Here is a 25,236-nt window from a genome sequence, read left to right on the forward strand (position 1 = left end):
CCCTTACGTGACCTGGGCCACCGTTGCCCGGCGAAGACCGCCGCGGCCGACGGTTACGCTGCCCTGATGGCAAGCCGCCTGTCGACCTTCAGCACATCGATCGCCCGGTGGCACGGCGACGAACGCACCGTCGGATCCCCACTCAACCCCGCCGAGGTCGTCGCGCAGCGTCGTACCCGGCTTTTCGGTGCCACCGGCACCGTACTGATGGCGATCGGTGCCCTCGGCGCCGGCGCCCGTCCCGTCGTGCAGGATCCGACGTTCGGCGTGCGACTGCTCAACCTGCCGTCCCGCATCCAGACCGTGTCTCTGACCATGACCACCACCGGCGCCGTGATGATGGCGCTGGCCTGGCTGATGCTCGGACGCTTCGCTCTCGGCCCGCGCCGGATGTCACGCAGCCAGCTCGACCGCACACTGTTGCTGTGGGCCATCCCGCTGCTGATCGCGCCCCCGATGTACAGCAAGGACGTCTACTCGTACCTGGCCCAGAGTGAGATCGGGTACATCGGCCTCAATCCGTATCAGGTCGGTCCCGCGACCGGCCTCGGCCTCGATCACGTGTTCACGTTGTCAGTACCCAGTCTGTGGCGCGAGACCCCGGCTCCGTACGGACCGCTGTTCCTGTGGATCGGCGAGAGCATCTCTGCGCTGACCGGCGAAAACATCGTCGCCGCCGTGCTGTGCCACCGCGCCGTGGTGCTGCTCGGTGTCGGGCTCATCGTGTGGGCAACGCCTCGGCTGGCCCGGCGCTGCGGCGTCGCCGAGGTCAGCGCACTGTGGCTCGGCGCATGTAATCCGCTGCTGTTCATGCATCTGGTGGCCGGGATCCACAACGAGGCGCTGATGCTCGGCCTGATGCTGGCCGGAACCGAGTTCGCGCTGCGAGGCATCGACGCTGCAGCACCGCTGATCCCCCGGCCGCTGACCTGGCCACACTCACGCGAGGACTGGGACCACTGGTATCCCGCGGGGATGCTGCTGTTCGGCACCGTCCTCATCACGCTGTCCTCGCAGGTCAAGCTGCCGTCGTTGCTCGCACTCGGGTTTGTCGCGATGGCCCTGGCCTGGCGTCTGGGCGGCACGATCAAGGCGTTCTTCGTGGCCAGCGTCCCCCTCGGCGTGATCTCACTGGCCGTGATGGGCCTGATCGGCTGGGCCAGCGGGCTCGGCTTCGGCTGGCTGTCCACCCTCGGCACGGCCAACGTGGTGCGCAGCTGGATGTCGCCTCCGACCCTGCTGGCATTGGGAACCGGTCAGGTCGGCATCTTGCTGGGGCTCGGCGACCACACCACCGCTGTGCTCGCCCTGACCCGCGCCATCGGCGTCTTCCTGATCGCGATCCTGGTCAGCTGGCTGTTGTTGGCGGTGATGCGCGGCCGCCTGCACCCCGTGGGCGGATTGGGCGTCGCCCTGGGCGGAACCATCCTGCTGTTTCCGGTGGTGCAGCCGTGGTACCTGCTGTGGGCGGTGATCCCGCTGGCCGCATGGGCCACGCGGCCCGGGTTCCGCGGGTCCACGATCGCCATCACCCTGGTCGTCGGGATCTTCGGTCCGACGGCCAACGGCGACCGGTTCACGTTGTTCCAGATCGTGATGGCCACGCTGGCCAGCACGTTGATCGTGCTGATCCTGATCGGCATTACCTGGCGCCGACTGCCGTGGCGCGCGTCACGCCAGACCGACACGGACGCACCGCCGACACCTTCGCAATCCCCCGACGCCTACGCTGAATCCCCGTGACCTCGCGTTCTGATCAACCGGTGCTGCTCCGCGGCGTCAGCAAGCGCTACGGCGCCACGACGGCGGTGTCCGATTTGGACCTCGATGTGCAGCGCGCCGAGGTGCTGGCTCTGCTCGGCCCCAACGGCGCAGGCAAGACCACCACCGTCGAGATGTGCGAGGGATTCATCCGCCCGGACGACGGCCGAGTCGAGATCCTCGGGTTGGATCCCGTCGCCGACAATGCCCAACTGCGTGAGCGGATCGGCGTGATGTTGCAGGGCGGCGGCGGATACCCCGCGGCGAAAGCGGGCGAGATGCTCGATCTGGTCGCTTCCTACGCTGCCGATCCTCTCGATCCGGCCTGGTTGATGGACACCCTCGGCCTGACCGAATCCGCCCGCACCACCTACCGGCGACTGTCGGGCGGCCAGCAGCAGCGCCTGGCGCTGGCCTGCGCCGTGGTGGGTCGCCCCGAGCTGGTGTTCCTCGACGAGCCGACCGCAGGGATGGATGCCCACGCCCGAATTGTGGTGTGGGAGTTGATCGATGCGCTGCGCCGGGACGGCGTGACAGTCGTGCTGACCACCCATCACCTCGCCGAGGCCGAAGAACTCGCGGACCGGATCGTGATCATCGATCACGGCGTGGCGGTAGCCACCGGCACGCCCGCCGAGCTGACCCACAGCGGCGCCGAGAACCAGCTGCGTTTCAGTGCACCGCGCAAGCTCGACCTGTCCCTGCTCGCCGCGGCCCTGCCGGAGAAATACAAGGCCACCGAGACGGCGCCCGGCGAGTACCTGGTCGAGGGTCACATCGACCCGCAGGTACTGGCCACCGTGACGGCGTGGTGTGCCCGGCTCAATGTGCTGGCCACCGGCATGCGGGTGGAGCAGCGCAGTCTCGAAGATGTATTCCTCGACCTCACAGGACGGGAGCTGCGGTCATGACGAGCGCTCCGAACCGGTTCGCCCCGGGCACCTTCTCCCCCGATCCCCGTCCGGCCAAGGTGCCGGCGATGCTCGCCGCGCAGTACCAGTTGGAACTGAAGCTGCTGCTGCGCAACGGCGAACAGCTGCTGTTGACCATGTTCATCCCGATCACGCTGCTGGTCGGGATGACGCTGCTGCCGTTGGGCTCGTTCGGCGACGACCGGGCCGGGACCTTCACCCCGGCGATCATGGCGCTGGCCCTGATCTCCACGGCGTTCACCGGGCAGGCGATCGCGGTGGCCTTCGACCGTCGCTACGGCGCCCTGAAACGGTTGGGCGCGACCGCGCTTCCGGTGTGGGGCATCATCGCCGGCAAGTCACTGGCGGTCGTCACTGTCGTGTTCTTGCAGGCAATCTTGTTGGGCGCCATCGGTTTCGCGCTGGGTTGGCGGCCTTCACCGCTGGGGTTGGCTCTCGGTGCGGTGATCATCGCGCTGGGCACAGCCACCTTCGCCGCGCTGGGGTTGCTGCTCGGCGGCACCCTCAAGGCCGAGATCGTGCTGGCGCTGGCGAACCTGCTGTGGTTCGTGTTCGCCGGTCTGGGCGCGCTGACCCTCGAAGGTGGCCCGGTGCCGTCGGCTCTGCGCTGGGCGGCCCGGCTGACACCGTCGGGAGCCCTCACCGAGTCCCTGACCCAGGCGATGACGCTGTCGATGGACTGGTTCGGCGTGGCCGTGCTGGTGGTGTGGGGCGCCGTCGCCGCGATCTGCGCGCTGCGCTGGTTCCGGTTCACCTGATCCACACCAGCCCTACTACGGGTTGTAGTTCCTGATCAACTACGATCAGGCCGTGCCCGGCGGAACAGCTTTCCAGCGACTGGTCGACCTGCTGCCCCTGCCAAGTCTGCGGGTCCAGCGCCTGATCGCGTTCCTGGTGATTCTCACCCAGGGCGGCATCTCGGTCACCGGGGCGATCGTGCGCGTCACCGCGTCCGGCCTCGGCTGCCCCACCTGGCCCCAGTGCTTCCCGGGCAGCTTCACCCCCGTCCCACACGCCGAGGTCGCGGTCGTTCACCAGGTGGTCGAGTTCGGCAACCGGATGATCACCTTCCTGGTGGTGCTGACCGCCATTGCGGCCGTCCTGGCCGTGACCCGGGCCCGTCGCCGCCGCGAGGTGCTCATCTACGCCTGGCTGATGCCGGCCTCCACCGTGGTCCAGGCCATCATCGGCGGCATCACGGTGCGGACCGGTCTGCTGTGGTGGACCGTGGCCATCCACCTGCTCGCGTCCATGGCGATGGTGTGGCTCGCGGTGCTGTTGTTCGTCAAGATCGGCCAACCCGACGATGGCGCGCCCACCGCGACCGTGCCGAAACCGTTGCGGCAGTTGACGGTCCTGAGTGCAGTCGTCCTGGCCGCGGTCCTGGTGACAGGCACTCTGGTGACGGGCGCCGGTCCGCATGCCGGCGACAAGAGCCTCGATCGCGTGGTCCCGCGACTTGAGGTCGAGATCACCACGTTGGTGCACATGCATTCGTCGCTGCTGGTCGCCTACCTGGCCCTGGTCGTCGCGCTGGGATTCGGCCTCACCGCGGTGCGCGCCTCTCGACCGGTCATGATCCGGCTCGCCGTCCTGGTGGTGCTGGTGTGCGCGCAGGGGCTCGTCGGGATCGTGCAGTTCTACACCGGCGTTCCCGCCGTCCTGGTCGCCGTCCACGTCGCCGGTGCGGCCACCTGTACCGCGGCGACCGCGGCGCTGTGGGCCTCGATGCGTGAGCGCGTCCCGGCCGGCAACTAGTCGGGTCCCGTCCGCGTCAGTGGTTCCACCCGGCGGCGCTCTGTGCGTCGAACGTCGCGTCGATCCGATCGAATCTGCGGCGGATCGACGTTCGTGACGCCTCGTGCGTCAGCACATACAGCCGATCGGCAAGGACCGCCTCCGCGGTGAGCCGGGCAACCTCATCGACGTCGAGAACGTCGTCACCGGCGATGAGTTGGTCCTCGACCACCTCTCCGCGCGCTCGCGCCGACGTGGCAAGAAGGTTGGTGCCCACCATCATCGGGCACAGCACCGAAACACCGATGCCGTCGTTGCGGACCTCGCGGGCCAGCACCTCCGCCAGTGCGACCACACCGTACTTGGCGACGCAGTACGCGCCGAGCCCCACGTTGGGCACCAGCCCGGCGAAGGACGCGGTGAACAGGAGATGCCCACCCTGGCCCTGCTCGATCAGTCGGGGCAGAAACGCCTCGACACCGTGAATCGGCCCCCACAGGTCGACGTCAAGGACAAAATGCCAGTCGTCGTGGGTCATCTGTGCGACCGGGCCGTCGACAGCCACGCCGGCGTTGTTGAACACCACGTGCACGGCGCCGAGCAGCCGGAAGGCCTCGTCGGCGAGGTGGGTGACCTGTTCGAGGTCGCGGACATCGCACGGCACGCCGTGTGCGTCGTGCCCCTCGGAACGCAATTGCGCGACGGCTCGGTCGAGTGCCGCGGCGTCGTGGTCGGCAAGCACAACCCGGGCGCCCCGCGCGGCGAACTGCCGCGCCGCTGCCAGGCCGATGCCGCTGGCGCCACCGGTGACCACGGCGCCCCGTCCTGCAAAGGTGTCCATCGGACCGACTCTAGGGCGGCCAGGTCATGTGGAGGTCAGAAACCGCGGTGCGACAACGGGCCCAGGCCGAACCGCTCGAGCGCGCCCTCCACACCGACGGCGAACCGCCGCTCGGCGTCTTCCCGAGCGACCTGATCGAGCTGCCGGAAACCCAGCCCTGGCTCGACCAGCTCCAGCTCCAGCACGCGAGGATCTTCCGGGCCGCCGATTACGTCGACACGGGCGTACACCAACTCCTCGGGCTGAAGGTAGAACGACCGGATCAACGCGTCGATCGCCAGGCGCCCGACCCGCCACACCTCGTCGTCAGGATCAGCCGGCGACAACGACTCCTCGGCGTAGGTGCCGGTCTCCTCGAACGCGGGTGACTGTCCAGCCGGGGGCAGGATCGGTCCCTTGGTGAATGCATGGGACTCCTTGCCGCCCAGGAACACCAGTGCGGTCTCGCCGTCGGCGATCCGGTGGTCGTACGGTTGCACCAACACGGCGCGGCCCGTGGCGTGCAGTGCCGCCGCATGGGCCAGGGCCTCGGAGGCGTCGACGAAGCGTTGCGCCCCGGCCGAGCCCGCACCGACCGCGGGCTTCACCACCACTTCACCGGCAGGCACGACGACCTGTTCACCGACCGCGAAGTGTCCGGTCGGGACCACCGGAATCCCCATACTGTGCAGATCGTCGAGGTAGCGCTTGTCGGTGTTCCACGCCACGACCTGCGGCGGGTTGACCAGATGACGCACCGAGCGCGTCCATGACAGGAACTCCTCGAGACGCTCGGCGTAGTCCCAGGTGGCCCGCAGGATCACCAGGTCGGCGTCGAGGGTGGCCGGGTCGTCCCACGGCAGCCAGCGGGCATGCAGACCGCGGTTGCGCAGCGCCGTCACCAGGCCGGCGTCGTCGCCGTCCCCGTCGGGCAGTGCCGCGCAGCCGGCCAACACGATGCGGGGATGGAACACATCCGGACGGGCGAGCTTCACCCCCGCGATGATAGGTGTGGATGATGGATGGCGTGTATGCCATCGAAGTTGCCGAGACCGGCGGACCCGAAGTCCTGAGCTACGTCGAGCGGCCCGAGCCCGCCCCGGGACCCGGCGAGGTCCTGATCAAGGCCGAGGCCATCGGCGTCAACTTCATCGACACCTACTTCCGGTCCGGGTTGTATCCGCGTGACCTGCCGTTCGTCGTCGGGTCCGAAGTCTGCGGCACGGTCGCCGCCGTCGGCGACGACGTGGCCGCGCTGGCTGTCGGTGACCGCGTCGTCACCGCCAACGCGACCGGCGCCTATGCCGACTTCTGTATTGCCCCAGCTGATTTCGTCGCCTATGTGCCCGAAGGCGTGGCTCCCGACGCAGTCGCCTCGGCCCTGCTGAAGGGCATGACCGCGCACTACCTGATCAAGTCCACCTATCCGGTGCAGCCGAACGACACCGTGCTGGTGCATGCCGGGGCAGGCGGCGTCGGCCTGATCCTCACCCAATGGGCCACCAGCATCGGCACCCGGGTGATCACGACCGCCTCGACTCCGGAGAAGGCCGAATTGTCCCGGCAGGCCGGCGCGATCGAGGTGCTCGAATACCCCGAGGACCCGACCGAGTTCGGGGACAAGATCCGCGATCTCACCGGAGGGGCAGGGGTCGCCGCTGTGTATGACGGGGTCGGTGCATCGACGTTCGACGCCAGCCTGGACAGCCTCGCGGTACGTGGCACGCTGGCACTGTTCGGCGCGGCCAGCGGTCCGGTGCCACCGGTGGACCCGCAACGGCTCAACGCGGCAGGCTCGGTGTTCCTGACCCGACCGACGCTGGCCCACCACACCCGCACGCCCGACGAATTCTCCTGGCGTGCAGGTGAACTGATCAACGCCATCGCGGACGGGTCGATCACCATCACGGTCGGCGGGCGGTACCCGCTGGCCGAGGCGGCCCGGGCCCACACCGATCTGCAGGGCCGCAAGACCGTCGGCTCCGTCGTGCTGGTGCCCTAAACCGGCTGCGCCGCGGGGAACGTCCAGGAGCCGTCGAGGATCTCGGGTCTCGGCCGGTACAGCCGCACGAGGTAGTTCCAGCCCTCGGTGACGGGCAGCAGGTTGGCCACGGCCTCGCCTTCGTCACTGCCGCCGAACTGCACCGTGGTGGCGCCGTCGGTGTCCTTGACGGCGGTGACGTTGTTCACCGAATAGGAGTTCTGCGCGTTCGGCGTGAGGTAGCCGTCCTTGTTGTAGACCGTGATGGACCAGAATCCGTCCACCGGGACGTCTTTCACGGTCAGTCGGTGCACCGTGGCGCCGTCGTTCGCCGGTGGCACCACGGTGAGATACAGCGCATCGCGTTCCGGGTTGCCGCCCCAGGCGAACGCCGAGCCGATCAGGTGCCGCACCGGCTCCACCGCATACCTCGGACCGAACATCGATCGGGTGTCGGCAAGGGTGGTGGACAGGGTGATGAGTGCGTCCCGAACTGTCTTCTGACTGGCCGGATCCCACGGCGGGATCTCGAACAACCCCGGCGCGTCGTCCTGTGAGACCACGATCGCGTCCTGCAGCGCGTGCACTGCGGCCAGGTCGGCGGCGTCGGCGGGATCGGCCAGGATGCGTACCGCCGCTGCCGCGTAGCGGCTGTCGACGGAATCGCGACTGAACGTCAGCTCGGCAGGCGCGTAGACGACGTTGGTGGTGTAGTGGTCCTCGCTGATGATCTGCAGGGACATGAACCGGCCGGCACACTCGGGCAGCGTGATGGTGACCGGCCCGGCATCGAGATCGAACACCGCTGCGGAGTACAGCGTGTCACGGTTCTGCCGGATGACGATCTGATGCTCGATCGAGCTCATCTCACGGTTGTGAAAGAACTGTCCGAAACCGCCGTCGTTGACGATATTGGCGAAGTACAGGTCGGATTCGGCACGTGCGAAGTTGTCGGGACTCACCGATTCGGTCATGCCACAACGCTGCCACACCCCGGAGGGGCGGACAGCGGGTTCGTGGACCTAGTGACCGAAGAGCGTCGGAAGCGCCAGCGCAGAGTCGATGGCCAATGCGCAGAACACGACGGCCAGGTAGTTGTTCGACTGCAGGAACAACCGCAGCGGCTTCACCGGCTCACCGCGCTTCACCCCGGAGTACAGCTGGTGCGCCATCACCAGGAACCAGGCGCCCGCGAGCAGGGCCACAGCGCCGTACAGCCAGCCGGTGGCCAGCGCCAGCGCCAGCGTGGTGAGGACCGTCAGCCAGGTGTAGATCAGGATCTGGCGGGTGACCTGACGCTCGGTGGCCACGGCGGGCAACATCGGCACGCCGGCCGCCTTGTAGTCGTCCTTGTAACGCATTGCCAGTGCCCACGTGTGCGGCGGCGTCCAGAAGAAGATGATCAGGAACATCACCACTGCCGGCCACTGGATGGTGCCGGTCACCGCGGACCAGCCGATCATCACCGGCATGCAGCCGGCCGCCCCACCCCACACGACGTTCTGGGAGGTGCGGCGCTTGAGCAGCAGGGTGTAGACGAAGACGTAGAACGCGATGGTGGCCACGGCCAGCACCCCGGACAGCAGATTCGACGTCCAGGTCAGCCAGCAGAACGACGTCACCGAGAGCACCAACCCGAAGATCAGTGCATGCCGCGTCGGCACCGAGGCTTGGGCCAACGGGCGGCGGGCGGTGCGCTTCATCACCTTGTCGATGTCGGCGTCGGCCACACAGTTGAGCGTGTTGGCACCTGCCGCGGCAAGCATGCCGCCGATCAGGGTGTTGAGGATCAGCAGCGGGTCAACGGTGCCCCGCTCGGCCAGCAACATGGCCGGAATCGTGGTGACCAGCAACAACTCGATCACACGCGGCTTGGTCAACGCCAAATACGACAGGAAGGTGGACCGTATTCGGCTCGGCGCCCCAGTGATGAGCCGGCGCTCGCGAATGCTCACGCAAATAACTCCTCAGGTGGCGTCACGCGGCTTCTACTACAGACGATGGTAGACCGCCGCCCGAACACCTCGGCACCGCAGGGTCTGTTCGGGGCAACAACCGGGTAAACGAGCGGGTATCGGTGCACGAACCAGTCTGCATCGGATGACTCCGCCCCACTAGGGTGTTTGTCGTAGCAGCATGGCAACTGCGCGCACGTGCCAGCAGATAGAAGACGAGGAAGTGAGCTTAGTGACCACGGCCGAAGAGATCACCGCTCTCACCCAGCCCAACCACCCCGATGATTGGACCGAAGTCGACAGCGTCGCCGTCGACACCGCCCGGGTGCTTGCGGCGGACGCGGTGCAGAAGGTCGGCAACGGCCACCCAGGAACCGCGATGAGCCTGGCACCGCTGGCCTACACGCTGTTCCAGCGGCAACTACGCCACGATCCGTCCGACACGCATTGGCTGGGCCGCGACCGCTTCGTGCTGTCCTGCGGGCATTCCAGCCTCACCCTGTACATCCAGCTGTACCTCGGCGGTTTCGGCCTCGAGCTGGCCGACATCGAAGCGCTGCGCACCTGGGGCTCGCTGACCCCCGGCCATCCCGAGTACCACCACACCAAGGGTGTGGAGATCACCACCGGCCCGCTCGGCCAGGGCCTGGCCTCTGCCGTCGGTATGGCGATGGCCGCCCGCTACGAGCGCGGCCTGTTCGATCCGGACACCGCCCCGGGCGAGAGCCCCTTCGACCACTACATCTATGTGGTGGCCTCTGACGGCGACATGGAAGAGGGCGTCACCAGCGAAGCGTCGTCGCTCGCGGGCACCCAGCAGCTCGGCAACCTCATCGTGTTCTGGGACGACAACAAGATCTCCATCGAGCACAACACCGACATCGCGCTGAGCGAGGATGTCCCCGCGCGGTACCGCGCCTACGGCTGGCACGTCCAGGAAGTCGAGGGCGGCGAGAACGTCGCTGGGATAGAAGAAGCGATCGAGGCCGCCCGCAAGGTGACCGACAAGCCGTCGTTCATCGCGCTGCGCACCATCATCGGCTACCCCGCCCCCACCAAGATGAACACCGGTGGCGTGCACGGCTCGGCGCTGGGCGCCGACGAGGTCGCCGCCACCAAGAAGGTCCTCGGGTTCGACCCGGACAAGAGCTTCGAGGTGCGCGACGACGTCATCGCCCACACCCGTGAACTGGTGACCCGCGGCAAGCAGGTCCACGACGAATGGCAGGTGTCCTTCGACGCCTGGGCCAAGCGGGAGCCCGAGCGCAAGGCGCTGCTCGACCGGCTGCAGGCCAAGGAGCTTCCGGAGGGCTGGGATGCCGACCTGCCGCACTGGGACCTGGATTCCAAGCCGGTGGCCACCCGTGCCGCCTCCGGTGCCGTGCTGGCCGCCGTCGGGCAGACGCTGCCCGAGTTGTGGGGTGGCTCGGCCGATCTCGCGGGCAGCAACAACACCACGATCAAGGGCGCCAACTCGTTCGGGCCGCCGTCGATCTCGACCGAGGACTGGAATGCGACCTGGTACGGCCGCACCCTGCACTTCGGTATCCGCGAGCACGCGATGGGTGCGATCCTGTCCGGCATCGTGCTGCACGGTCCGACCCGGCCCTACGGCGGAACGTTCCTCCAGTTCTCGGATTACATGCGGCCTGCCGTGCGTTTGGCCTCTCTGATGAACATCGATCCGATCTACGTCTGGACGCACGATTCGATCGGGCTCGGCGAAGACGGCCCGACGCACCAGCCGATCGAACACCTCGCGGCACTGCGGGCGATCCCGAACCTGTCGGTGGTCCGACCGGGCGACCCGAACGAGACCGCCTACGCGTGGAAGACGGTGCTGGAGCGCACCGCCAGCACCGGCCCGGTGGGTCTGATCCTGACCCGCCAGGGTGTACCCGTGATCGAAGGCACCAGCGCCGAGGGCGTGGCCCGCGGCGGCTACGTGCTGGGCGGCACCCCGGAGGAGAATCCCGACGTGGTGATCATCGGCACGGGCTCCGAGCTCCAGCTCGCCGTAGCAGCACAAAAGCTGTTGGCGGACAAGGACATCAACGCGAGCGTGGTGTCGATGCCGTGTGTCGAGTGGTTCGAATCCCAGCCCAAGGAGTACCGCGATTCGGTGCTGCCGCCGGCGGTGTCGGCCCGGGTGGCGGTCGAGGCCGCAGTGGCGCAGAGTTGGTACAAGCTGGTCGGAGACACCGGCGAGATCGTCTCGATCGAGCACTACGGTGCCTCTGCCGACGACAAGACGCTGTTCCGTGAGTTCGGTTTCACCGCCGAGGCCGTGGCGGCCGCGGCGGAACGATCCCTAGACAACTAGCAGACGACTGGCAGGAGAAGGCGAACATGACTCAGAACCCGAATCTCGCGGCGCTGAGCGCCGCGGGTGTATCCGTCTGGCTCGACGATTTGTCGCGCGAGCGGTTGCAGACCGGCAATCTGCAGAATCTGATCGACACCCGCAGCGTCGTGGGCGTCACCACCAACCCGTCGATCTTCCAGGCCGCGCTGTCGAAGGGCACCGCGTATGACGCCCAGGTCTCCGAGCTCGCCGGGCAGGGCGCCAACGTGGACGACACCATCCGCACGGTGACCACCGATGACGTCCGCAACGCCTGCGATGTCCTGGCCAAGCAGTACGAGGCCTCCGACGGGGTCGACGGCCGGGTATCCATCGAGGTGGACCCGCGGCTCGCCCACGACACCGACAAGACGATCCTGCAGGCCATCGACCTGTGGAAGACGGTCGACCGCCCGAACCTGCTGATCAAGATCCCGGCCACGCTGGCGGGGCTGCCCGCGATCACCGCGGTGATCGCCGAGGGCATCTCGGTCAACGTCACGCTGATCTTCTCGGTGGAGCGGCACCGGGCCGTGATGGACGCCTACCTGTCCGGCCTGGAGAAGGCCCGCGAGGCCGGCCACGATCTGTCCAAGATCCACTCCGTCGCTTCGTTCTTCGTGTCCCGCGTGGACACCGAGATCGACAACCGGCTGGAGAAGATCGGCTCGGAGGATGCACTGGCCCTGCGCGGCAAGGCCGGTGTGGCGAACTCGCGGCTCGCCTACGCCGCCTACGAGGAAGTCTTCGGCGCGGAGCGCTTCGCGGCGCTCAAGGGTGACGGTGCCCGAGTGCAGCGCGTGCTGTGGGCTTCCACCGGCGTCAAGAATCCCGACTACTCGGACACCCTCTACGTCACCGAACTGGTTGCGCCGCACACGGTGAACACGTTGCCGGAGAAGACGCTGGAAGCGTTCGCCGACCACGGCAAGATCACCGGTGACACCATCACCGGGACCGCAGCGGCATCGCAGGAGATCTTCGACAAGCTCAGCGCCGTCGGCATCGACCTGGTCGATGTGTTCAAGGTGCTCGAGGACGAGGGTGTGGACAAGTTCGAAAAGTCGTGGCAGGAACTGCTCGACGCGACACAGGGCCAACTCGACGCCGCCAAGAAATGAGTCCGCTCAACGACAGGCCGGAGACCGCCTGGCGTAACCCGTTGCGGGACAAGCGTGACAAGCGCATGCCCCGCATCGCGGGACCATGTGCGGTAGTGATCTTCGGGGTGACCGGCGATCTGGCCCGCAAGAAGTTGATGCCGGCCATCTACGACCTGGCCAACCGCGGCCTGCTGCCACCCAGCTTCGCGCTGGTGGGCTTCGCGCGCCGCGACTGGGCGGATGAGGATTTCGGCAAGATCGTCTTCGACGCGGTCCAGCAGCACGCCCGTACTCCCTTCCACCAAGAGGTCTGGGACCGCCTGGCCGAGGGATTCCGGTTCGTGCAGGGCACGTTCGACGACGACGAATCGTTCGAACGGCTGAAGGAAACCCTGCACAAACTCGATGTCGAGCGCGGCACCAGCGGCAATCACGCGTTCTACCTGTCGATTCCGCCGAAGGCGTTCCCTCAGGTCTGCGAGCAGCTGTCGAAATCCGGGCTGGCCGACAAGCCGGAGGGCAGCTGGAGCCGGGTGGTCATCGAGAAGCCGTTCGGGCACGACCTCAAGAGCGCCGAGGAACTCAACGCTGTGGTCAACAGCGTGTTCCCGGAGTCGTCGGTGTTCCGCATCGACCACTACCTGGGCAAGGAGACCGTCCAGAACCTCCTGGCACTGCGCTTCGCCAACGAGATGTTCGAGCCGGTACTGAACTCCCACTACGTCGACAGCGTCCAGATCACCATGGCCGAGGACATCGGTCTCGGCGGACGCGGCGGCTACTACGACGGAGTCGGCGCCGCCCGCGACGTCATCCAGAACCATCTGCTACAGCTGCTGGCGCTGACGGCGATGGAAGAGCCGGTGAGCTTCTCCCCCGCAGAACTGCAGGCCGAGAAGATCAAGGTACTCTCGGCGACCCGGCTTGCCGAGCCGCTGGACGAGACCACGTCGCGGGGGCAGTACGCCGCAGGCTGGCAGGGCGGTGAGAAGGTCGTCGGGCTCTTGGACGAGGAAGGTTTCTCCAAGACGTCCACCACCGAGACGTTCGCAGCCATCACGCTGGACGTGGACACCCGGCGCTGGGCGGGCGTGCCGTTCTATCTGCGCACCGGAAAACGCTTGGGCCGCAGGGTCACCGAGATCGCACTGTTGTTCAAGCGCGCGCCGCACCTGCCCTTCGACGCCACGATGACCGACGAGCTCGGCCAGAACGCTCTGGTGATCCGGGTCCAACCGGATGAAGGCATCACGCTGCGGTTCGGGTCCAAGGTTCCGGGCCACATCATGGAAGTCCGCGATGTCAGCATGGACTTCTCGTACGGTTCGGCCTTCGCCGAGGAGTCGCCGGAGGCGTACGAGCGCCTGATCCTCGATGTGTTGCTCGGCGAGCCATCGCTGTTCCCGGTGAACGCCGAGGTCGAATTGTGTTGGAAGATCCTGGATCCCGCACTCGATTACTGGGCTAGCCACGGTAAGCCCGATACCTACGAGTCCGGAACCTGGGGCCCCGAATCGTCGTTCGAGATGTTGCGCCGGTCAGGCCGGGAATGGAGGCGGCCGTGATTGTCGATCTGCCCGAGACCAATACCGGGGCGATCAACAAGAAGATCGTCGCACTGCGCGAAGAGGGCGGTGCGATCACCCTCGGCCGGGTGCTGACGCTGGTCGTCGCCCCCGATACCGAAGCGGTGCTCGAAGAGTCGATCGAGGCGGCCAACTGGGCCAGCCGTGAGCATCCGTGCCGGGTGATCGTGGCCCTTCCCGGGGACCGCTTGACCACGGAGGCCCGGCTGGATGCCCAGCTGCGGGTGGGCCGCGATGCCGGCGCCAACGAGGTGGTGGTGCTGCGGTTGTCCGGTCCGCTGGCCAACCACGCCAGCAGTGTCGTCACGCCGTTCCTGCTGCCGGACACGCCGGTGGTGACCTGGTGGCCCGATCTCGCCCCCGCCGTCCCGGCACAGGATCCGCTGGGCAAGTTGGCGATTCGCCGGATCACCGACGCCACGAACGGTTCCGATCCGCTGGCCTGCATCAAGAGCAGGCTCAACGGTTACACCGATGGTGACACCGATCTCGCCTGGAGCCGCGTCACCTACTGGCGCGCCTTGCTGGCCGCCGCGATCGATCAGCCGCCACACGAACCCATCACCTCGGCGCTCGTGTCCGGGCTCAAGGATGAGCCCGCGCTCGACATCCTGGCCGGCTGGCTGGCCAACCGCATCGACGGGCCGGTGACCCGGACGACAGGTGACTTGAAGGTCGAGCTGACCAGGCCCAGTGAAACCGTGACCCTGGCGCGGCCGCAGACCGGCGTCACGGCGGTATTGAGCCGCACCGGCAAGCCGGATGCGTTGGTGCCCTTGGCCCGCCGCGAAGCCAAGGAGTGCCTGGCCGAGGATCTGCGCCGGCTCGACGCCGACGAAATCTATTACGACGCACTCACGGGAATCGACAAGGTCCAGTACGTATGAGCACTGTTATCGAGCGTTACGCCGACACCGACACGCTGGTGGCGGCAGCCGGAGACCGGTTGGTGGGAGCAATCACGTCGGCGATCTCGGCACGAGGCCACGCCAACATCGTGCTCACCGGCGGAGGCACGGGAATCGGCCTGCTGAAGCGCGTCGGTGAGCGCAGCGACGAGATCGACTGGTCGAAGGTGCATGTCTACTGGGGCGACGAGCGATTCGTACCGCAGGACGACGACGAGCGCAACGACAAGCAGGCCCGCGAGGCACTGCTGGACCATGTCGGGATCTCGGACGTCAACGTGCACGCGATGGCCGCCAGCGACGGTGAATTCGGTGACGATCTCACCGCGGCCGCCGCCGGGTACGCACAGCTGCTGGCCGCCAACTTCGATGCCCCCGGACCCGAGTTCGACGTGCATCTGCTCGGCATGGGCGGCGAGGGACACATCAACTCACTGTTCCCCGACACTGCCGCAGTGCGTGAGAACGAGCGGATGGTGGTGGGTGTACCCGACTCCCCCAAGCCACCGCCGCGACGAATCACGTTGACACTTCCCGCGGTTCGTAACTCCCGCGAGGTGTGGCTGGTGGTTTCCGGAGAAGCCAAAGCCGACGCTGTCGCCGCCGCGATCGGTGGTGCCGATCCGGTCGACATCCCCGCCGCGGGCGCTATCGGTCGCGACCGGACGGTGTGGTTACTCGACGAGGCTGCGGCAAGCAAGCTCTGAGCCGGCCCACTAGCCGTCCGAGGAGCCGGGCTCCTGCTCGCCGGTTCGGTCGGCCAAGGCCTCGGCATAGCCGGCCCGGTAATCGGCCACCTGACGGTTGAGCACGACCCGGTCGGTCACCACAGCCGACCGGGTTCGGTGTTCGCAGAATCGCCGCACAACCATTCAGACGCGGTTGGCCCGCGTTTGGTTCCCCAGCGGCCATACTGTCTGCCATGGCAGACAAAGGAGACGGCCGCGCCCGCCCGAACTCCGGGCGGCAGCGCATCCGGACGCTGACGCAGGCCGCACTCAATGCCGATATGACCGTCGAGCAGGTCGACACCCTGCTCACCGATCTCAGCAGCACCCTCGTCGACCTCAACAGGTCGACCGGCGGACTGGATACCACGCTCGACCGCTTCAACGAAACCATCACCCGCATCGATGAACTCGCACCTCGCCTCATCGGCATGGTCGAGCGCCTGGAGTCGATCGTGGATCGTGTCGAGGTCATCGTCGGCATCGGTGAGGCGGTCATGGCTCCGTTGGCCGCAACGGAAAGCGCGGTGCGCGGCATGATCGACCGGGTCCGCAAGAGCGCCGGCCTGTAGGGCGGGCCCGAGCGGCACCTCGGTTACAGTGGTGGCCATGGGTGCCGGATCCGATCGCGTAGACGCACGTGCCGTGCGCGCTGCCGTGACGTTGGCACCCAGTTTGCTGGCTTCGATCTGGAATCGAGCACGCCTGGCGCCGCTGAAGAGGATCTCGGGTTAGCTCTTCGCTGCCCATTTGCTCCTGCTATCAGCTTCGAGGCGTCATGAAGCCGTCCCTGTATGCCGTTGCGGCATCGCTCTACCTGACCGAATACACCCTCTACTCCAATTCGTCGTCGGCTGTGCTGCTGAACTCGGCGATTGCCGAGTACTTCGGCATCCCGTTCTCACAGGCCGCCTATATCGGCGTGGCGTTCCTCGCCGGGTTCTGTCTCGCGTTGCTCCCTGCGGGCCTGCTGTCGCACCGCTGCCGACCCACGACCTTGTTCTTCGCCAGCTCGGTCGCCTTGGCGGTCCTCGGTATCGCCGTCGGACTCAGCCCCGAGTTCTGGGTGCTCATTGCGTTGCGCTTCCTGCAGGGCATCGCCTCGGCGGTGCTCGCACCCCAGATCTTCCGAATCATCCGGGCTCAGTTCTATCCCGACCATCACTCGGCGGTCCTGGGTACCTGGGGTCTGGTGGTCTCGGCATCAGCCCTGTGCTCACCACTGATCACCGCGTTGCTCAACGACCTGTGGGGCTGGCGCTCGTTCCCCTACGAAACGGTGGTGACCACCGTCGCGGCGATGGCGCTGCTGGCCGTTGCGCCCGCCACACCCGGCGCCGACGAAACCGCCACGACCGGACGGGTGGCGACCCCGATGGTGGCGCTCGCGGTGGTACAGCTCGCGGTCTTCCTGGAGATCGGCTGGTCCACCACGGTGTATACCAAGGTGACGTTGCTCGTCGTGGCGATCCTGCTCGGGATCGTCGTGATCGTTCTGCGCAGCCGGTCCCAGACCCCGGTCCTCTCAGGAAGCCTGGTCGTGGTGTTCGTGGCCGGCATCGCGACCAACGTGTTCACCCTCTCGGTCGTGTATGTGCTGCAGCAGGTGCGTGGACTGGATTCCTATGGCTCGGCACTGTTCCTGTTGCCGATGGCGTTCTTCGCCGGGCTGATCCCGATGCTGAGATTCGGAAGGCCGGGAGACAATTCGAAGAGCACCCGGCTGGTGTGCATCGGCTCGGCATTCCTGATCGTGGCCGGTCTGAGCCTGTTCGGACACGTGCCGCTGGGCAGTGCCGCGTTGATGGGTTGCGCCATGGGGTTCCTGTGGAGTTCGCTGGCCAGCAACGTGTTGACGAATTCGACGCAGGTCCCCTTCGATTCCAGTCTGTACCACTACCTTCGGGCGCTGGGCGCGGCGATCGGAGTGGCAACCGGGGCGACGATGATCGACGGTCTGGGCGCCGAGCTGTTCAGCGGCGCAGCCGTGTTGGTGACGGTGATCGGGGTGGTGGCGACCCTCGCGGCCCGTTCGGCATGGCAGGCAACGAGATTGGCTCCGGTGCGATGATGCGCAACCTCACGTTCGGCTGGCCGACTCACCAGCTCACCGACGACCCGCGGCTGGCCTACAACAGCATCTCGAAAACATATTGCCGGCTCATCTATGACAGCCTCCTCGACATCGAATTGGAAACCGGCAGGCTCCTGCCCTGGCTGGCCGCCTCGTGGCACTACCACGACCCGCTGACCCTGGAGCTGACGATCGCCCGCGACCGGCGTTTCTCCGACGGCACACCGCTGACACCGCAGGCCGTCGTGCAGAGCTTCGCCGGCATCGCTGCGCTCCAGGAGGTCTCACCACTTCCTGCCGCGGTGACGATGCTCGCCGGGCTCGACTCGGTCGAGGCGGGCACCGATTCTGTGACATTTCACTTCGTGCGTCACAACGCGGCGTTCCTGCGGTCACTGGCCAGCGTCAACCTGGCGATCCGCAACGCGCAGGGTCTGGGCACCGGCCGATGGCGGCCGGTCCCGGGCGGGGTGACCGACGACTCACGCCGATTGATGTTCGAGAAGGCCGATACCGGTGACCTGTACGCCGGCGCGATCGACGGCCACCGCCTCGCCGAGACCCACAACCCGGGGATCAGTTACGGATTGTGTCCCAACACTTCCCGTGGCCCGCTGACCGATCCCGCGGTGCGCCGTGCGCTGTCGCTGCTGATCGACCGCTCCGCGCTGCGGCCGATCCTCGATGCCCACGGATACTCCGTCGCCTCATCGGTGCTTACCCCGACGACCGACGGGTACCGGGACTGCTCCGCCGAGTTGGCCTACGATCCGGTGACGGCCCGCCGGCTCCTCGCCACTGCGGGCGCGCAGCGGCTTTCGTTCGACGTGGTGTTCAACAGCACGTTCTCCCCCGTCGACGCCGCTGTCCTCACCGAGGTTGCCGCACAGTGGCGAGAACACGGTATCGAGCTGGCCCTCGCCGATGTCGGCTTCCCGGAGCTGCGAAGCCGCCAGGAGGCCGGCGACTACGACTTCCGGTTCTTCTACTTCACCGGTGCCGACCCCGACCTACTGCGCTATCAGTTCGCCGTGACCCAGCGAAACATGAACCGCCGCAACGCCGCCGATGAACTGGACATCCTGCTCGACGCCCAGCTGACCTGTGCGGACCCAGACGCCCGTCGCGAGCTCGTGGATGTCATCCAACGCCGCATCGTCGAATCGGGCCTGTGGCTGCCGCTCTGCAATGTCCGAACCGTCACCAGCTACCGGCCGGACGCATTGACCGGTGTCCACCTCGACGCCGAAGCCCTGGCCCGGATCCCATGAACCCGAGAGGAATCTCGATGGATATCGCCATCATCGGCGCAGGCCTCGGTGGCCTGGCCGCCGCCGTCGCCTTGCAGCACCACGGCCACCGGCCCGTCATCTTCGACAAGACCCGCGAACTCGGCGAGGTCGGCGGCCCGCTGGGTATCTCGCCGCAGACCCTGCGATTGTTCGGTGAGTGGGGCATTGTCGATGCGTTCGACGAAATCTCCTCGGCCACCCGGTACTTCGAGAACCGCGATCAGCTCGGACAGTTGGAGAAGATCACCGACTACGCGGCAACGCCGGAGGTCGGCGCCGAACACGGCCGGTTCGGCTACGCCGACTCCGACCTTGCTCCGCGCACCGTGCACCGCGCGGATCTGCACGGGATGCTGGTCTCGGCGGTGGGACCAGAGCAGGTGCGGCTTCGCCACGAACTGTCCGGCATCACCGAGCGTGACGGCCACGTCGAGCTCACCTTCGCCGATGGCCAAGTGGTCCGGGCCGGCTTGGTGATCGCCGCGGACGGCCTACGGTCGCGGGCACGGAAGATGTTCAGCAACGACGATATTCACTATTGCGGCTCGGTGATCTTCCGAGCCGTCAGCCCCGCCGAATGCCTCGAGATTCCCAACGACCGGCTGCGGTCCTGGCATTCGGCGGACTACGCCAAGCACGTCATCTCCATGCCGGTGCGAGCCGGCAGGCAGGTGGCCGTCGACGCCACCCTCGGAGTGGACGAGCCGCCGGAGCACCTGTGGTCGGCCCAGGCGGACCTGCAGGCACTCGCCGGTCAGTTCGACGAGTTCGACCCTGCGGTCGGTCGGATGCTGCGCGCCGCCACCAGCCCGGTGTACATGCATCCGGTGTACGACCGCGACCCGATCGACCGGTGGACCACCGCGCGCGTCGCGCTACTCGGGGATGCGGCACACCCGATGACGCCGTTCGGTGGCCAGGGCGCCAATCAGGCCATCCAGGACGCCGCCGAGCTGGCCAACCAGATCGCCGCGGCTCCCGGCAGCGACTACGCCGAAGCGCTGCAACGCTATCAATGCGTCCGAACGGAACAGACGGCGGAGATCCAGCGTGCGGCACGCGGTTACGCCGACCGCCGGGCCAGGGTGTCGTTGCGGTTGGCCGACATCCTGGTGGGCTAGCCACCACAATTCAGCCGCTGTTGCGCAGCGCAGTCGCCAAACCGCTCATGGTGAGCAGGATTCCACGCTGCACCCGTTCGTCGGTGTCACCGCCGCGGTACCGGCGCAGCAGCTCGACCTGAAGGTGATTGAGCGGTTCGAGGTAGGGGAACCGGTTGAACACGGACCGGGCCAGGGCCGGGTTGTCAGCCAGCAGGTCGTCCTGGCCGGTGATCAGCTTGTACATCTCGATGGTGCGGGTGTGCTCGGCGACGATCTTGTCGAACACCCGGGCCCGCAACTCCTCGTCGTCGACCAACTCGGAATACCGCGCCGCCAAACCCATGTCCGACTTGGCCAGCACCTGGGCCATGTTCGACAACACCGTGCGGAAGAAGGGCCAGCGCCGGTACAGGTCCTGCAACACCGAGAGCCTGGTGTCGTCGTCGGCGATCCACTGCGCGCACGCGGTGCCCGTGCCGTACCAACCCGGCAGCATCACCCGGGACTGACTCCAGGCGAGCACCCACGGGATGGCCCGCAGATCGGCGATGGAGGTGGTCGGTTTGCGTGAGCTGGGCCGGCTGCCGATGTTGAGTGCACCGATCTCGCTCACCGGTGTGGACGCCTTGAAGTATTCGACGAATCCAGGTGTCTCATGGACCAATTCGGCGTACGCCCGTTGCGCCAGGGCAGCGAGCTCGTCGAGCACCTGATAGGCCGGGCCGGCTTCGTCGCCGAGCCCTTCGACGTCGAGCAAGGTGGACTCCAGCGTCGCGGCCAGCAGCGTCTCCAGGTTGCGGTGCGCGATACGCGGCTCTGCGTACTTCGCCGCGATCACCTCACCCTGCTCGGTGATCCGCAACGATCCGTTCACTGCGCCCGGCGGTTGCGCCAGGATCGCGTCATAGCTGGGTCCGCCGCCTCGGCCGACGGTGCCGCCCCGTCCGTGAAACAGGCGCAACCGGATCCCGGTCGTGCGCGCGGCTTCGACGAGGTCCAACTCGGCTCGGTACAACGCCCAGTTGGCCGCCAGATAACCGCCGTCCTTGTTCGAGTCCGAGTAGCCCAACATCACTTCCTGATGTTGTCCGCGCGCGGCGACGATGCTGCGGTAGACCGGCAACGCGAGCGCGGCCTCCAGAACCGTGGAACCCTGCTGGAGATCCTCGATGGTTTCGAACAACGGCACGATGCCGACGGGTGCGTACACCTCGCCATGAGCCGCACCCGAAACGTCGAGCAGACCGGCTTCTTTGAGCAGGATCGCCGCTTCGAGCAGGTCGGACACCGACTGGCACATGGAGATGATGTAGTTGGGCACAGCCTGAGCGCCGAAGACGGCGACCGCCCGCGCCGCCGCACCGACGATGTCGAGTTCTTTGCGGGCCAGCTCCGAGAGCTCGGCACCCTCGCCGATCAGTGGACGTCTGGTGGAGATCTCGGCCGCGAGCAGTTCGACCCGCTGCGCCTCAGACAGGGATGCGTAGTCGGGATGGACTCCGGCCCAGGCCAACAGCTCGCCGACCACCTGCTCGTGCACCTCGGAGTTCTGTCGCATGTCCAGGCCACACAGATGAAACCCGAAGACCCGCACTGCTTCTCGCAACCGGCTCAGCCGGTCATCGGCCAGCACCGCGCTGCCGTGGCCGCGCAGCGAGGCGTCCACCGTGTCGAGGTCGGCCAGGAATTCCTCCGGGGTGGCGTAGGCGTCAAGGCCGAGGTCGAGTTCGTGGTCGGGCTGGTCGTCCAGGATCTCGCGACCGGTGGCGGTCAGACGGGCGTGGATCACCCGCAACGCCCGCCGGTAGGGCTCGTCGGCGCGTGCCGGCTCGTGGCAGGCTTCGGCCAGCGCGGTCAGCTCCGCGGTGACCGCGACCAGCCGGGCCGACATCGACAGTTCCTCTTCCAGCGCGGTGATCTCGGTGAAGTAGTGCGCGAAGGCAACATGGGCGGCGCGCCCGGTGGCCAGCCGCACCACGCCCGCATCGACATTGGGGTTGCCGTCCCGGTCACCGCCGATCCAGCTTCCCGGCCGCAGAATCGGCTGCTCCAACAGGTTCTCCCCCGGCCAGCGCGCCTGCAACGCGTTCCGCACCTCGGCGTTCACCTGTGGAATCACCTCGAAGAATGCCGCTGGGTAGTACCGCAGCCCGGTTTCGATCTCGTCAGAGATCTTGAGTCGCGCCAACCGAACGAGCGCGGTCTGCCACAACGTCAGGATGTTGCGGCGCAACTCGATCTCGATGTCCCGGCCGTCGGGGGTGCGGGTAAGTCCGTTCATGCGCAGCCGCATCAACTCGGTGACCCGATGCTGGGTGTCGAAGACCGTGCGACGCCTGGTTTCGGTGGGATGTGCGGTGATCACGGGTGACACCAGGACACCGCTCAACGCGTCGGCGACGGCGACCGCTGCCAGGTCGGCCCGATCGAGCTTGAGATATGTGGCCGCCAAACTGCTGTCCTGCGGTGGCTCGCCGGCCGCCTCGTGCACCGCGCGTCGCCGCTCGCGGTGGATGTCCTCGGCGACGTTGGCCAGCAGAGCGAAGTGGGTGAAGGCCCGGATGACCGGGATCGCCTGCTGGACATCGATACCGGTGAACAGGTCTGCCAGCTCGGCCCGGTCGATCTCCGAGCGGCGAACCCGGAAGGATTCGACCCGGGCCCGTTCGACCAGGTCGAAGACCTCGTCGCCGTTCTGTTCGCGCACGGTGTCGCCGAGGATCGCCCCGAGTAACCGGATGTCCTCACGCATCGGCTCGGTGGCCTCACGGCCCACCGGAGTGCGCTGAACTGCGCCGATCGGGTCTAATGCGGTGTCGGGAGCGTCGGCCATGTTCTCAGTATCGGCGTGACCCCCCCGGGCCGCACCACAAGGCGAGCACACCAGGGACGAACCACTGTCCGAGCCGCACACGGCGATTTCTGCTCATGTGAGCAAAATAGTGCGGATATGTATGCACGGACGCCGGCCTTGACAGGGCTCATCCTGATCGCGGCGCTGATCATGAACTACGTGCTCGACCGTCAGACCAAATCCGCCTGAAACTCACCGCCACAACGGAAGGATCCGACTCCGATGACCAGCGATACTCCGCCGACCGCCGCCGAGGTCGCCGCGATGATCGACCACACCTTGCTCAAACCCGAGGCCACCGCGGCCGACGTCGAAGCTCTCATCGCCGAAGCAGTGGAGCTGGGCACCTATTCGGTCTGCGTGTCACCGTCCATGCTGCCGGTGACACTCCCTTCTGGCTCCAGCCTCAAAGTCGCTGTGGTGTGCGGCTTCCCGAGCGGAAAACACAGCTCGGCGGTCAAGGCCGCCGAGGCCGCCGAAGCCGTGCGTCACGGAGCCGACGAGATCGACATGGTGATCGACATCGGGGCGGCCAAGGAGGGAGCCTTCGATCGCGTCGAGGCTGACATCGCCGCGGTGCGCGCTGCCGCACCCACGCCGACCGTGCTCAAGGTGATCATCGAGTCAGCCGCCCTGACCGTCGACGAGATCGTCGGAGCCTGCCGGGCCGCCGTCGCCGCCCACGCCGACTTCGTCAAGACGTCTACGGGTTTCCATCCGACGGGCGGCGCCAGCGTGCAGGCGGTCGAGTTGATGCACCGGACCGTGCGTGATGCCGGACTCGCGGTGAAGGCATCCGGCGGGGTGCGCACCTTGGCACAGGCACGGGCCATGATCGCCGCCGGGGCTACTCGGTTGGGCGTGTCAGGCTCGCGCGCGTTGCTCGACGCGGCCGAATCTGACGGGGATGCCGGTTACTGAGTGAGCACCAAACAAGAACCGCCCCGGTGAACACCGGGGCGGTTCTTTGTGTTGGTCGCGATATCAGCCGTACTTGATCAGCAGCGCGACGCCGACGATCGACACCAGCCAGATGCCGGTCACGAAGAGTGTCAACCGGTCGAGGTTCTTCTCGACCACCGTGGAGCCGGACAGGCTGGACTGGACACCGCCACCGAACAGGGTGGACAGACCCCCACCTTTAGCACGATGCAGCAGCACCAGGAGCACGACCAGCACGCTGGTCACGACCAGAGTGATCTGCAGAGCCAATTCCATGGCTGTAAGACTACCGGGTGCGGTGTCCGGCCCTGGTCCCCGGGGTTACGGCAGCGGTCCGCCCGCGGCGATGGCCGACAGTGTGGCGAACTGCTCGCCGTCCAGCGACGCGCCACCGACGAGGGCACCGTCGATATCGCCCTTCGCGACGATCTCGCCGACGTTCTTGGCGTTGACCGACCCGCCGTAGAGGACCCGGACGCCGGCCGCGAGCTGCGGCGACGCCAGGTCGCCGAGCTCGCCACGGATCGCCTTGCAGACCTCCTGGGCATCGGCCGCGCTGGCCACCCGCCCGGTACCGATGGCCCACACGGGCTCGTAGGCGATGACCGCCTGGCCGATCTGCTCCTTGCTCAGACCGGCCAGCGAGCCGCGCAACGAGTTGACGCAGAACTCGACGTGGTCGCCCGCCTCGCGCACCTCAAGCTGCTCACCGACGCAGATGATGGGCGTGATGCCGTGCTTGAACGCCGCGGCCGCCTTGGCTGCCACCAGCTCGTCGGTTTCGCCGTGATAGGTACGCCGCTCGGAGTGCCCCACCACCACGAAACTGCAACCGAGCTTGGCCAGGAACGCCCCGCTGATCTCCCCGGTGTAGGCGCCCGAATCGTGCTTGGACACATCCTGGGCACCGTAGGTGAGCCGCAGCTTGTCCCCGTCGACGAGGGTCTGCACGCTGCGCAGGTCGGTGAACGGCGGGATGACCGTCACATCCACCTTGTCGAAGTACTTGTCCGGCAAGGCGAACGCGATCTTCTGCACCAGTGCGATGGCCTCGAAGTGGTTGAGGTTCATCTTCCAGTTGCCGGCTATCAAAGGCTTGCGTGCGGCTTTCGACAT

The 25,236-nt window shown here is 67.0% G+C and carries 22 protein-coding genes; 15 read left to right on the top strand and 7 right to left on the bottom strand.

The window, feature by feature from the left end; all coding sequences use genetic code 11:
* Positions 1-66: 66 nt before the first annotated feature.
* The 4 genes from mptB (at position 67) to AB0876_RS12180 (ending at position 4,451) form a co-directional block, all read left to right on the top strand.
* Entirely contained in the window at positions 67-1,743 is a 1,677-nt protein-coding gene (mptB, locus tag AB0876_RS12165; RefSeq protein WP_491839079.1) for a polyprenol phosphomannose-dependent alpha 1,6 mannosyltransferase MptB, read from the top strand.
* Positions 1,740-2,672: an ABC transporter ATP-binding protein gene (locus AB0876_RS12170; protein ID WP_491839078.1), complete on the top strand. Its 933-nt coding sequence runs from the start codon at positions 1,740-1,742 to the stop codon at positions 2,670-2,672. The genes mptB and AB0876_RS12170 overlap by 4 nt, the downstream gene beginning before the upstream one ends.
* The gene (locus tag AB0876_RS12175) at positions 2,669-3,451 is read left to right on the top strand and encodes an ABC transporter permease (protein WP_055113716.1); all 783 of its coding nucleotides are present in this window, start codon (positions 2,669-2,671) and stop codon (positions 3,449-3,451) included. Before AB0876_RS12170 ends, AB0876_RS12175 begins: the two co-directional genes overlap by 4 nt.
* 79 nt (positions 3,452-3,530) lie before the next feature.
* The gene (locus tag AB0876_RS12180) at positions 3,531-4,451 is read left to right on the top strand and encodes a COX15/CtaA family protein (RefSeq protein ID WP_526042339.1); all 921 of its coding nucleotides are present in this window, start codon (positions 3,531-3,533) and stop codon (positions 4,449-4,451) included.
* A gap of 16 nt (positions 4,452-4,467) precedes the next feature.
* Here the strand turns inward: AB0876_RS12180 and AB0876_RS12185 are convergent, their stop codons facing one another.
* Together AB0876_RS12185 and AB0876_RS12190 are read right to left on the bottom strand one after the other, a co-directional pair.
* Complete coding sequence (locus AB0876_RS12185) at positions 4,468-5,271, bottom strand: SDR family oxidoreductase (RefSeq protein WP_526042077.1); 804 nt, start codon at positions 5,269-5,271, stop codon at positions 4,468-4,470.
* 35 nt (positions 5,272-5,306) lie between these two features.
* Positions 5,307-6,245 carry an ATP-grasp domain-containing protein gene (locus AB0876_RS12190; protein ID WP_526042078.1) on the bottom strand — a complete coding sequence of 313 codons (939 nt, stop codon included), beginning with the start codon at positions 6,243-6,245 and terminating at the stop codon, positions 5,307-5,309.
* Positions 6,246-6,277: 32 nt separating this feature from the next.
* Here AB0876_RS12190 and AB0876_RS12195 point away from each other — a divergent pair, with 32 nt between their 5' ends.
* Positions 6,278-7,252, top strand: a complete 975-nt coding sequence (locus AB0876_RS12195) for a quinone oxidoreductase family protein (protein ID WP_526042340.1) — start codon at positions 6,278-6,280, stop codon at positions 7,250-7,252.
* On the opposite strand, the gene AB0876_RS12200 is transcribed toward AB0876_RS12195, so the two are convergent.
* Both AB0876_RS12200 and AB0876_RS12205 read right to left on the bottom strand, forming a co-directional pair.
* The gene (locus AB0876_RS12200; RefSeq protein ID WP_526042341.1) at positions 7,249-8,193 is read right to left on the bottom strand and encodes a DUF1214 domain-containing protein; all 945 of its coding nucleotides are present in this window, start codon (positions 8,191-8,193) and stop codon (positions 7,249-7,251) included. The two genes, AB0876_RS12195 and AB0876_RS12200, sit on opposite strands and share 4 nt — an antisense overlap.
* A gap of 60 nt (positions 8,194-8,253) precedes the next feature.
* Entirely contained in the window at positions 8,254-9,186 is a 933-nt protein-coding gene (locus AB0876_RS12205) for a heme o synthase (protein WP_491839073.1), read from the bottom strand.
* 232 nt (positions 9,187-9,418) lie between these two features.
* Between AB0876_RS12205 and tkt the strand changes: the two genes are divergently transcribed.
* From tkt to AB0876_RS12250, 9 genes are all read left to right on the top strand, one after another.
* A complete protein-coding gene (gene tkt / locus AB0876_RS12210; RefSeq protein WP_491839356.1) occupies positions 9,419-11,509 on the top strand; it encodes a transketolase in 2,091 nt (696 codons plus the stop codon).
* A gap of 26 nt (positions 11,510-11,535) precedes the next feature.
* Positions 11,536-12,651, top strand: a complete 1,116-nt coding sequence (gene tal / locus AB0876_RS12215; protein ID WP_526042079.1) for a transaldolase — start codon at positions 11,536-11,538, stop codon at positions 12,649-12,651.
* Entirely contained in the window at positions 12,648-14,198 is a 1,551-nt protein-coding gene (gene zwf / locus AB0876_RS12220) for a glucose-6-phosphate dehydrogenase (RefSeq protein WP_491839071.1), read from the top strand. Before tal ends, zwf begins: the two co-directional genes overlap by 4 nt.
* A complete protein-coding gene (gene opcA, locus AB0876_RS12225; protein ID WP_491839070.1) occupies positions 14,195-15,106 on the top strand; it encodes a glucose-6-phosphate dehydrogenase assembly protein OpcA in 912 nt (303 codons plus the stop codon). Before zwf ends, opcA begins: the two co-directional genes overlap by 4 nt.
* On the top strand, positions 15,103-15,834 hold the full coding sequence (pgl, locus tag AB0876_RS12230) for a 6-phosphogluconolactonase (RefSeq protein WP_526042080.1): 732 nt from the start codon (positions 15,103-15,105) through the stop codon (positions 15,832-15,834). Before opcA ends, pgl begins: the two co-directional genes overlap by 4 nt.
* 215 nt (positions 15,835-16,049) lie before the next feature.
* Complete coding sequence (locus tag AB0876_RS12235; protein WP_491839068.1) at positions 16,050-16,427, top strand: ATPase; 378 nt, start codon at positions 16,050-16,052, stop codon at positions 16,425-16,427.
* Between the two features lie 206 nt (positions 16,428-16,633).
* Entirely contained in the window at positions 16,634-17,926 is a 1,293-nt protein-coding gene (locus AB0876_RS12240; protein ID WP_526042081.1) for an MFS transporter, read from the top strand.
* Positions 17,893-19,200 (top strand): ABC transporter substrate-binding protein, encoded by a 1,308-nt coding sequence (locus AB0876_RS12245; protein WP_526042082.1) that lies wholly within the window; start codon positions 17,893-17,895, stop codon positions 19,198-19,200. The genes AB0876_RS12240 and AB0876_RS12245 overlap by 34 nt, the downstream gene beginning before the upstream one ends.
* A 17-nt stretch (positions 19,201-19,217) precedes the next feature.
* Positions 19,218-20,342, top strand: coding sequence for an FAD-dependent oxidoreductase (locus tag AB0876_RS12250; protein ID WP_526042083.1), 1,125 nt, complete (start codon positions 19,218-19,220; stop codon positions 20,340-20,342).
* A gap of 10 nt (positions 20,343-20,352) precedes the next feature.
* Here AB0876_RS12250 and ppc read toward each other — a convergent pair whose 3' ends face one another.
* On the bottom strand, positions 20,353-23,157 hold the full coding sequence (gene ppc / locus AB0876_RS12255) for a phosphoenolpyruvate carboxylase (RefSeq protein WP_526042084.1): 2,805 nt from the start codon (positions 23,155-23,157) through the stop codon (positions 20,353-20,355).
* Positions 23,158-23,400: 243 nt separating this feature from the next.
* Between ppc and deoC the strand changes: the two genes are divergently transcribed.
* Entirely contained in the window at positions 23,401-24,099 is a 699-nt protein-coding gene (deoC, locus tag AB0876_RS12260) for a deoxyribose-phosphate aldolase (RefSeq protein ID WP_526042085.1), read from the top strand.
* Between the two features lie 63 nt (positions 24,100-24,162).
* On the opposite strand, the gene secG is transcribed toward deoC, so the two are convergent.
* Together secG and tpiA are read right to left on the bottom strand one after the other, a co-directional pair.
* Positions 24,163-24,396 carry a preprotein translocase subunit SecG gene (gene secG / locus AB0876_RS12265; protein ID WP_003880837.1) on the bottom strand — a complete coding sequence of 78 codons (234 nt, stop codon included), beginning with the start codon at positions 24,394-24,396 and terminating at the stop codon, positions 24,163-24,165.
* A 45-nt stretch (positions 24,397-24,441) separates the two neighbouring features.
* Complete coding sequence (gene tpiA / locus AB0876_RS12270; RefSeq protein ID WP_491839062.1) at positions 24,442-25,236, bottom strand: triose-phosphate isomerase; 795 nt, start codon at positions 25,234-25,236, stop codon at positions 24,442-24,444.

This window comes from Mycobacterium sp. NPDC049093, assembly GCF_040704635.1.
In the GTDB taxonomy this organism is placed as follows: Bacteria; Actinomycetota; Actinomycetes; order Mycobacteriales; family Mycobacteriaceae; genus Mycobacterium.

Coding starts and splice junctions, on each gene's coding strand:
- mptB (WP_491839079.1), top strand. CDS start 67: ATGGCAAGCCGCCTGTCGACCTTCAGCACATCGATCGCCCGGTGGCAC.
- AB0876_RS12175 (WP_055113716.1), top strand. CDS start 2,669: ATGACGAGCGCTCCGAACCGGTTCGCCCCGGGCACCTTCTCCCCCGAT.
- AB0876_RS12185 (WP_526042077.1), bottom strand. CDS start 5,271: ATGGACACCTTTGCAGGACGGGGCGCCGTGGTCACCGGTGGCGCCAGC.
- tal (WP_526042079.1), top strand. CDS start 11,536: ATGACTCAGAACCCGAATCTCGCGGCGCTGAGCGCCGCGGGTGTATCC.
- zwf (WP_491839071.1), top strand. CDS start 12,648: ATGAGTCCGCTCAACGACAGGCCGGAGACCGCCTGGCGTAACCCGTTG.
- pgl (WP_526042080.1), top strand. CDS start 15,103: ATGAGCACTGTTATCGAGCGTTACGCCGACACCGACACGCTGGTGGCG.
- AB0876_RS12235 (WP_491839068.1), top strand. CDS start 16,050: ATGGCAGACAAAGGAGACGGCCGCGCCCGCCCGAACTCCGGGCGGCAG.
- AB0876_RS12240 (WP_526042081.1), top strand. CDS start 16,634: ATGAAGCCGTCCCTGTATGCCGTTGCGGCATCGCTCTACCTGACCGAA.
- AB0876_RS12245 (WP_526042082.1), top strand. CDS start 17,893: ATGGCAGGCAACGAGATTGGCTCCGGTGCGATGATGCGCAACCTCACG.
- AB0876_RS12250 (WP_526042083.1), top strand. CDS start 19,218: ATGGATATCGCCATCATCGGCGCAGGCCTCGGTGGCCTGGCCGCCGCC.
- ppc (WP_526042084.1), bottom strand. CDS start 23,157: ATGGCCGACGCTCCCGACACCGCATTAGACCCGATCGGCGCAGTTCAG.
- deoC (WP_526042085.1), top strand. CDS start 23,401: ATGACCAGCGATACTCCGCCGACCGCCGCCGAGGTCGCCGCGATGATC.
- secG (WP_003880837.1), bottom strand. CDS start 24,396: ATGGAATTGGCTCTGCAGATCACTCTGGTCGTGACCAGCGTGCTGGTC.
- tpiA (WP_491839062.1), bottom strand. CDS start 25,236: ATGTCGAAAGCCGCACGCAAGCCTTTGATAGCCGGCAACTGGAAGATG.